This window comes from Paraburkholderia sp., assembly GCF_034668105.1.
Taxonomy (GTDB): Bacteria; Pseudomonadota; Gammaproteobacteria; order Burkholderiales; family Burkholderiaceae; genus Paraburkholderia.
Window position 1 is genome coordinate 1 of record NZ_JAXDPY010000700.1, and the last position, 8,470, is coordinate 8,470.

At 60.9% G+C, this 8,470-nt stretch carries 8 protein-coding genes; 4 read left to right on the forward strand and 4 right to left on the reverse strand.

Going from position 1 to position 8,470, the window contains the following annotated elements; all coding sequences use genetic code 11:
• The 4 genes from QOC89_RS30790 to cynS form a co-directional block, all read left to right on the forward strand.
• A partial coding sequence (locus QOC89_RS30790; protein WP_323048499.1) for an ABC transporter substrate-binding protein occupies positions 1-665 on the forward strand: 665 nt, incomplete at its 5' end.
• Positions 666-681: 16 nt separating this feature from the next.
• Positions 682-1,605, forward strand: a complete 924-nt coding sequence (locus QOC89_RS30795) for an ABC transporter permease (RefSeq protein ID WP_323048500.1) — start codon at positions 682-684, stop codon at positions 1,603-1,605.
• Positions 1,595-2,545 carry an ABC transporter ATP-binding protein gene (locus tag QOC89_RS30800; protein ID WP_323048501.1) on the forward strand — a complete coding sequence of 317 codons (951 nt, stop codon included), beginning with the start codon at positions 1,595-1,597 and terminating at the stop codon, positions 2,543-2,545. The genes QOC89_RS30795 and QOC89_RS30800 overlap by 11 nt, the downstream gene beginning before the upstream one ends.
• A gap of 22 nt (positions 2,546-2,567) precedes the next feature.
• Entirely contained in the window at positions 2,568-3,017 is a 450-nt protein-coding gene (cynS, locus tag QOC89_RS30805) for a cyanase (RefSeq protein WP_323048502.1), read from the forward strand.
• Between the two features lie 104 nt (positions 3,018-3,121).
• Here the strand turns inward: cynS and QOC89_RS30810 are convergent, their stop codons facing one another.
• The 4 genes from QOC89_RS30810 to QOC89_RS30825 all read right to left on the reverse strand — a co-directional run.
• Complete coding sequence (locus QOC89_RS30810) at positions 3,122-4,279, reverse strand: porin (RefSeq protein ID WP_323048503.1); 1,158 nt, start codon at positions 4,277-4,279, stop codon at positions 3,122-3,124.
• Between the two features lie 525 nt (positions 4,280-4,804).
• On the reverse strand, positions 4,805-6,121 hold the full coding sequence (locus tag QOC89_RS30815; RefSeq protein ID WP_323048504.1) for a cytosine permease: 1,317 nt from the start codon (positions 6,119-6,121) through the stop codon (positions 4,805-4,807).
• Positions 6,122-6,188: 67 nt separating this feature from the next.
• Positions 6,189-7,658, reverse strand: coding sequence for an amidase (locus tag QOC89_RS30820; protein WP_323048505.1), 1,470 nt, complete (start codon positions 7,656-7,658; stop codon positions 6,189-6,191).
• Between the two features lie 84 nt (positions 7,659-7,742).
• Positions 7,743-8,470, reverse strand: a 728-nt coding sequence (locus QOC89_RS30825) for a hypothetical protein (protein ID WP_323048506.1), incomplete at its 5' end; no start/stop codon positions are given.

An 8,470-nucleotide genomic window follows, 5' to 3' on the forward strand; every position in this document is an offset into this window, starting at 1 on the left:
TGCGCGTGACGCCGCCCGCGGAGATGATCGCCAACCTGCGCGCGGGCAATATCGACGGATTTCTGGGACCCGATCCGTTTAACCAGCGCGCGGTATTCGACGAGGTCGGTTTCATTCATATTCTGTCCAAGGACATCTGGGCGGGGCACCCCTGCTGCTCGTTCAGTGTGCCCGACGCGTTCGTGCGGCAGAACCCGAACGCGTTCGCCGCGCTGCTGCGTGCGAATCTGCGCGCGTCCGCCTATGCGAGCGACCCTGCGCATCGCGCCGGGTTGTCGAAAATGATTGCCGCGCCAGCCTATCTGAATCAGCCCGAGCTGGTGATCCGGCAGGTGCTGACCGGCACCTATGCGGACGGCATTGGTCACGTGCACCGCGTCGCGGACCGAATCGATTTCCAGCCGCTGCCGTGGTATTCGATGGCGACGTGGATGATGACGCAGATGAAGCGTTGGGGCTATCTGAAGGGCGGCGTTGACTATCGTTCGCTCGCGCAGCAGGTATTTCTGTTGACCGACGCGCGCAACGCGATGAAGCAGCTTGGTGAGACACCACCGGATCTCGCGGACAACGGCGGCTACCGGCCGATCACGGTGATGGGTCGAACTTTCGACGCGAACCGACCTGACGCTTACCTCAATGGCTTTGCCATCAAACGTGCCTGAACGCAGGGGAAACTGAATGACTCCAATTCGACGATTCACGTTGAGAGGCAAGGCGGCGCTATGCTCGCTTGTATTGCTCGCGCTGCTGCTGCTCATCTGGCAGGCCGCGACGATGCCTAAGACGCCAGCCGTGACAGCCGCGACGACGGCATCGAAAGCCACGAGTGCCGAGGCCGCCGAGGCAGCGGAGTATGCAGTGCTGATGGGCAAGGCGCCCGATCCGGGTGCTGGCGGCGCTGCGGCGGATTCGATAAAGGTCACCGGCTTCCCATCGCCCGCCGAGTTCGCGCACGAGGCCGCACGCCAGCTCGCGCATCCGTTCCGCGACAACGGACCGAATGACAAGGGCGTCGGCATCCAGCTCGGCTATTCGCTCGTGCGGGTCGCGGCCGGTTACGCGATTGCGCTGCTGGTTGCGGTGCCGCTCGGTTTTGTGATCGGCATGTCACGGCTTGCGTTCCTCGCTTTCAATCCGTTCATCCAGGTGCTGAAGCCGATTTCGCCCCTCGCCTGGATGCCGATCGCGTTGTACACGATCAAGAGTTCGTCGGCCTCGGCGGTATTCGTGATCTTCATCTGCTCGGTGTGGCCCATGCTCGTCAATACCGCGTTCGGCGTCGCCGGGGTGCGGCGTGACTGGCTCAACGTGGCGCGCACGCTTGAAGTGCCGCCATTGCGCAGCGCGCTGTGGGTCGTGCTGCCCGCGGCGGCGCCCACCATCGTCACCGGCATGCGGATTTCGATGGGCATCGCGTGGCTCGTGATCGTCGCGGCGGAAATGCTGGTCGGCGGCACCGGCATCGGCTACTTCCTGTGGAACCAATGGAACAACCTGTCACTGGCGAACGTGTTGTTCTCGGTATTGCTCATCGGTCTGGTCGGCATGACACTCGATCTGCTGTTCGCCCAACTTCAGCGCAAGGTGACCTATGTCGACTAAGTCCAATGCCCAGACGTCCGGCGTGACGAGTTTCGTCAGCGTCGAAGGATTGACCAAGCGCTATCGCGACGACTTGCCGCCGGTGTTCGAAAACGTCAGCTTCAAGATAGAGCAGGGCGAATTCATTTGCGTAATCGGCCATTCCGGCTGTGGCAAGAGCACCATCCTGAACGTACTGGCCGGTCTCGAGCAGCCCAGCGAGGGGCACGTGATCGTGCGCAATCGCGAAATTTCCGGACCCGGGCTCGATCGCGGCGTGGTGTTCCAGAACCATGCGCTGCTGCCGTGGATGACCGTGGAAGGCAACATCGCGTTCGCGGTGCGCTCACGCTATCCGGACTGGACACGCGAGCAGATCGCCGGGCACGGCAAACGCTTCATTGAGATGGTCGGCCTGAAGGGCGCGGAAAAGAAGAAGCCGTCGGAGTTGTCTGGCGGAATGAAGCAGCGCGTCGGCATCGCGCGGGCGTTTGCGATCGAGCCGCGCATGCTGCTGCTCGACGAGCCGTTCGGCGCCCTCGACGCGTTGACGCGCGGTGTGATCCAGGATGAATTGCTGAAAATCTGCACCGCGACGCAGCAGACCGTATTCATGATCACGCACGACGTCGACGAAGCGATTCTGCTGTCGAACAAGATCATGCTGATGAGCAACGGGCCGCGCGCCCGGATCGCCGAGATCGTCGTCAACACGCTGCCGGCTAACCGTCAGCGCGAGACCATGCACCATGACCCGCAGTTTTATCGAATCCGCAATTATCTGGTCGACTTTCTGGTGCGGCGTTCGAAAGAACTGAGCGCCTCCCACGGCGACCGACCCGATACCGGGCGCGTGGCCGCCGCCACAACGCGGCTCGTTTATCCCGGGCTCGATGACGGCGCAGCCGCGCCGGCCGCAATCGCGCGGGCTGCCGGACCCAATCTCAAGGCAATTGCCTGATTTCTCACCCAAGGAGCCACCTATGATTTCCAGCCGCAATGAAGTAACGCAGATGATCGTTTCCGCCAAGGTCGCGAAGGGCCTGAAGTGGAGTGAGGTTGCCGGGAAGATCGGTCAGAGCAAGGAGTGGACGACGGCCGCGTGCCTCGGCCAGATGACCTTCAGCAAGCAGCAGGCCGAGATTGCCGGCGAGATTTTCGGGCTGCCGGACGAGGCCGTCGCGTGGTTGCAGATCGTCCCGTACAAGGGTTCGCTCGAGACTGCGGTGCCGACCGATCCGTTGATCTACCGCTGGTACGAAATCGTCAGCGTGTACGGCACCACGATCAAGGAACTGATTCACGAAGAGTTCGGCGACGGCATCATGAGCGCGATCGATTTTTCGATGGATATCCAGCGTGAGCCCGATCCGAAAGGCGACCGCGTCAAGGTGCTGCTGTCGGGCAAGTTCCTGCCGTACAAATCGTACTAACCGCGCACCCTTTTCCTGGCTTCATCGGGACATGAAACTCCCCCAAGGCCCTTTGTGTTGTGGCCGCAAGGGAGTCGCTCGTCGATACAACTCAGTTAGACGAATCAGAAATGGTGCCTGATGCCAAGCATCACCATTGTCTGGTTGTTGCCGCTTGCATCATTGCCAAAGTCGGCAATAGACGCCGTTGCGGCCACCACCTGGCCGGTTTCCGCGTCAATTGTGTTGCCGGAGGCTTTTTGATAGGCCGCCAGTGCATACAAGTCAGTGCGCTTGGACAACGCGTAGTCCGCGCCAAGACTGACCTGGCTGTAGCTGGCGTCGACGTTGTTGCCGCTGCCCTTCGTGTAGTTGTAGCCGACCCCGAGTTCGACGGCAGCGTTCAACTGGTAATTAACGAACGCCTGCGCCGTGTTGAACCTGGTGCCGTTGTTCGAGCCTGGGGCAGCGGCATAGTTGCCGTAGTCAACGTTGCTATAAGCAGCGCCCAGCGTAACCGGACCGATTGCATAGGTACCGGCGGCGCGGATGATTTGCAGCGTGGTCGCGGAAATAAACGCACCGTTGATGGCCGTCGAGTCGAGGCCGGCTGAGGTAAAGCCATCGTATGTCGAGGACGTACCATCGTTGTTCGCACGAAGATAGCCGGCAGCCAGATTGAGGGGGCCATGGCTATAGAGCGCCGCAATTGCGTAGGTTTGTCCGCCGCTAGTTTCGCCGGCTTCGCCGCCGAAGGCATACATGGCTGACACCTGAAGGCCGGCATAAGTCGGACTCGTGTATTTGATCGAGTTGTTGACACGGGAACTATTGTCATAGTTGTCGATGTCCCCGGGGGTTGCAAAGGCCGACCCATAGGTATCGTCCTCTGTCAGCGGTTGGATCAGATCGACGAGCGGGTCATATTGGCGTCCCACAGTGACGGTGCCGTAGCTCCTGTCAGCGAGGCCCACCATTGCGGTTCGACCGAACATGCGGCCGCCTTGTCCAGCAGCGCCGGTGTTCAGGTTATATCCGGATTGCAGATTGAACACGGCCGCCAGGCCGCCACCAAGGTCTTCAGTACCTTTCAAACCCCAGCGGTCGCCGCTAAGCGTGCCCGATGCCATCTGAAACGTTCCACCTGAGCCGTGCGCTCCCTTCTGGTTACTAAAATACGCGACCGCCGTGTCGAGCGTGCCATACAAAGTAACACTACTTTGAGCGTGCGCAACGGATGATGCCGCAGCAAGCGCGGCCAGCGAGATAAGCTTTAATTTCATAATCAGTTCCGAGGTAAATGCTTCACTGTCTGGTAGCGTCGTCGCCTCGCATGCCGCATCGCGGATCCATCAATATGGCGTGAGCGTCCTTCCGAGTTGCAGGATCATCGGATTTTCTGTCATCACGTAATAAGGCATCCTGTATTTTATGTCTGATCGAACAGGTGCCTTTCAACGGTCATATCCATTAACCTTCACGCCAGTTCAACCTGCACGAGCGGCGCTGTCGGGCGGTACCGGTAACAATCTGAACGCGAATTTAGGTTAGACAAAATGCATTGTCATCGTGAATAACTGAAAGAGTGAGTTTCACCGGGAGCGTGGAGCTTGAACAGTTACGACCGTTGTACTTTGAAAGCTGCCGATTAGACGGCGCCTGGTCCACAGCGTCCAGAGAGGGTCCAGCAGTGAGCGGCACAAGCGGAACCGCACCTTCTCAACAGTTCCTTCAGCGATCTGCGAGGAAGGGTGCTTGCCCTCCTTCGCAGATCGTCGCAAGACCGCCGCATCGGCGAGCGTGCACGCTCAGGTCGATTGATTGAGCGCGGCGCGCTGAGTGCGACCGCGCCCGAGCACCGCGTAGGTCGCGCCGCTTATCACCAGCCCGATCAGCGCTTCGCCGTATTCCGGTACCCACATGTGCACGATGACCGCCGCGATCGAACCCAGCGCCCATGCTGCGAATGCCTTGCCGTGGAACGGTTGCGCGTCGTCGACTCGGCCCGCATTGCCGAAGAAAAGCTGGTCCATGATCATCACAGCGCCAATCGGCGGCACGAACATGCCGAGCATGCTGAGCCAGTACGGGAACAGACTCCAGACGCCCGCAACCGCGGCCAGGCCGCCGATCAGGCCCAGCACGAGTGTCATCACGCGCATGCGGCTGCCGAACAGGTGGCTGTAGCCCACTGCGCCGTTATAGAGGCAGTGCGCGCAGACCGAACCCAGGTTGACAAACACGAATATCAGCGCCAATGCCGACACCACCGGCCCGTGGCCGCTCAGGAGCGGCAGGAAGTCACCGCCGTTCTGCGTCGGGTTGACCGCAGCGCCGGCCGCCACGACGACTGCGCCGAACAGAAAGGCAATCGAGTTGGCCACGGGGAAGGCAGAAAACGAAGCGATTACACCGTCCCGTCCATTTTTCGACCAACGTGTGAAGTCCGCCGTCATGGTGCCGGCGTCCGCGAAGGTTGCAATGACAAGCGTGACTGCGCTACCGAAGCTCATTGTCCTTGCGGTTCCGGTGTACGTCATGATGCTGGAAAGGCCGTGCTCCCCCGCGGCGAATCCCACGGCCACCAGACCCATGATAATAAAGAAGGGCACCGCGATCAGGCCGACGATGGAAAGTGCTTTGATGCCAAGGAACGTGATGAAGGTATAGAGCACCATCGCGAACACGATCACCGCTGTCGCGTTCCAGCCGAACGCGGTATGCACGGTTGCACCGGTCAACCCGGTCTGGAACGCGTACCATCCGACCACGACAGTTGAGAGAAATCCGCTTGCGATAGCATAGCCCTTGGTGCCGAAAGTGGCCTTGGCCTGCATGCCGAAGTTGAGCCCGGTGGAACCCGCGATATGGCTGAGGGCGCCCACGTAGAGGAACAGCACGAAGTTGCCGATCAGGATGGCGAGCACGCCATGGATGAAACCCAGGTTCAGCGTGATGATGCCGCCAAACACCGCCTGTGTCAGAACCATCGGGAATCCAAACCATACGGCTGCTACAGACCTCAACGATTGTCGTCGGGGGAGCGGAACCGGTTCGTGTTCGAACTCTTCGGCGAGGCCGTTGTGCTGGGCGGTTGTAGCGCCAGGCGTGACAGACTGATTCATACAATTCTCCTGAAGGGGATTTGCGGGAAACATCAAGGATCGGAGATAAACGGTGCGGCGACGAAGATCAGCTTCCTGCGGCCGGATTTGCAATCAGGTTGGCGACGACGGGAGGCTGGACATGGCGCCACGGCTGCGCGGCTTCGAATGCGGCGGCGGCACGCAGCACGGTGGCGTCGGCGAGATGGCGACCTATGATCTGCATGCCAACCGGCAAGCCGTCGCTCGTAAAGCCGGCTGGTATGGACGCGGCGGGTTGACCTGTCATGTTTAGCGGGAACGTGAAGGCGAGCCACTGGGTCGTCGAGACCATCCGGCCGTCGATTTTTTCCGGGCCCTGAATATGCACGGGGAAGGGCGGCACAGCGAGCGTCGGCGTCAGGATCAGGTCGTAGTCGCGCATGAAGCGCCACATCCTGTTGGTTACTTCCTTGCGCTTCAGGTTGGCGTTGGTGAAGTCCTCGGCGGACCACGGATGCATGATCATTTCCACCAGATGCCGGGACATGCGGTCGCCATGCTGCTCGACGATTTTGCGCATGCCGACGAGGTCGGTCTCTTGCGCGACCAGCGCCCAGAAAGCCGCGAAGGGATCGGAGAAGCCCGGATGCGCTATCTCGACTGTGCAGCCCAGTTCCTGTTCGAAGACCTTGACAGCACGGCCAACCACTTCGCGCACTTCCGGGTCGACCGGTGCGTAGCCCCAATCCGGACTGTAGGCCACTCGCAAGCCCCGGATGCCGCCATGCAGCGCTTCTTTCCAATCGAAGTCGGCCGCAGGAAGGGATAACCGGTCGCGCTCGTCGGGGCCTGAGATGACGGACAGCATCAGCGCTGCGTCTGCGACGGTGCGCGTGAGCGGACCAATGTGTTCGAGCGATTCCCAGCCCGAGAATCCCGGATACAGTTCGTCGCGGCAGCCCGGATAGAGCGGCACGCGCCCCATTGACGCCTTCATGCCGAAGATGCCGCTATGAGCGGCCGGGATGCGCACGGAACCGCCGCCGTCGCTGCCGAGCGCGATCGGACACATGCCCGATACCACCGCCGCGGCCGAACCAGCGCTCGACCCTCCGGGGGTCATCGCCAGATTCCAGGGATTCCGGGTAGTTTCGAAGATGGGGTTGTGGCCGACGCCGCTATAGCCGAACTCGGGTACGTTGGTCTTGCCGATGACGATCGCGCCAGCCTGCTTCATGCGTTCGACGGCAACATCGTCTTCGTCCGCGATAAAGTTCTCGTAGGCGGGCGCGCCGCCCGTCATGCGAATACCCGCGGCGGAGATGAGGTCCTTGATTCCGAACGGCACGCCAGCGAGCGGACCAGGATCGCCCCCTGCCATCACGATGCGCTCGACTGCCTCGGCCTGCTCAAGCGCGAGTTCCGGAGTGGCGGTACAAAATGCATGCACGGACGGCTCGAGCGCGTCCATACGCGCAAGCGCGGCCTTGACCACGTCGATAGCGGACAGCTCTCGGGTCCGGACCGCATGCGCGATCTGGACGGCATCCAGGTTTGACAGTTCGTCGTTTGTCAAAATGAAAGCTCCTTTCCGATATTGATAAGTACAACAAATATATATATCGACCCACTGACCGTGGGCCGTCGGGCGATTGTGAGTCTAGCGTTCCAGCAGGTCGGCCAGCGCCGCGTTGACGAATTTGGCGTCGACAGGATTGAGACCTGCGCCGCCTGCCTGATGGCCCCAGATCGACGGAATGGGCCTGTATTCGGCGTTGGGCATCTTCGATACCTCGTACTGGCTATCTTCGGGCGGAAAGTACAGGTCGGTTTGGCCCGGCATGACGATGGTTTTTGCCGTGATGCTCGAAAGCGCGAGGTCGAAATCGCCGTTGTAGAGCGGGTTGGCGCTGATGTCGCCGTGTTGCCAGGTCCACAGCATGGCGAGCAGATCGTTGGCGTCGCTTTCCAGAAAGCCGCCTTCCCAGAACGTCACGAGGAAGTCCTCCAGCGATGAATATCCAAGCGCCTTGATCGCCAGCTTTTCGCGATAGAACGCCTGCGAAAAACCCCAGCCGGCATAGACGCGGCCCATCGCGCGCAGCCCGCGGGCAGGCGGCTTGTCGTAGAAGCCCTCTTTCCATTCCGCATCCGCGGTGAGTGCTGCCTTGACGCCCTCGAGGAACACGAAGTTGTGCGGCGAACACCGCGCCGAGCCGCACGAGGGCAACATGCGTTTCACCATGCTCGGATACATCGAGCCCCAGTGGTAGGCCTGCAATGCGCCCATCGACCAGCCGGTGACGAGCTCGAGCGTCTCGATGCCGAAAGTTTCGGTGACAAGCCGGTGCTGCAGCTTGACGTTGTCATACGCCGTCACATGGGGAA